The 415-nt window shown below is 38.6% G+C and carries 1 pseudogene; it reads right to left on the minus strand.

The annotated features are described in order from the left end of the window. Positions 1–108 precede the first annotated feature (108 nt). A pseudogene (locus V7659_RS10510) lies at positions 109–415 on the minus strand (ABC transporter substrate-binding protein); the annotation flags it as partial.

Consider the following 415-nt stretch of genomic DNA (forward strand, 5'->3'; position numbering starts at 1 on the left):
GAGTGCCAAAATCAACATCAATCTTTAACACAGCCAGTTGAAAAGAAGTTAAAATGATAGAGGGCATAACCTGTATGCCCCCTACATTTAGATTTATTAGGCCAATTTTTACTTTTTCTCTTTAGCAAGTTCATCCGCATGTTGTTTAACAAACTCATTCGGTGTCACTTGTTTTCCAAATAGAGCCGTTACTAAATCATGGTGTAATTCCGATACAGCTGGGCTGGATTGAGTATCGAAGTAGGTTGTTACGTTAGATGCTTCACCCAAATCCTTTAAGATTTCAATGTACATTGGAGCAAGATCAAGCTTAGATGTGTCTACTTTCGTTGCAGGGATAACGCCCGCATCAGTTACAGATTTTTCTCCCCATCTCTTCACAAGATAGCCAACAAAATCTTTTGCTTCCTTTTGA

This window comes from Neobacillus drentensis, assembly GCF_036966985.1.
Taxonomy (GTDB): domain Bacteria; phylum Bacillota; class Bacilli; order Bacillales; family Cytobacillaceae; genus Neobacillus; species Neobacillus drentensis_E.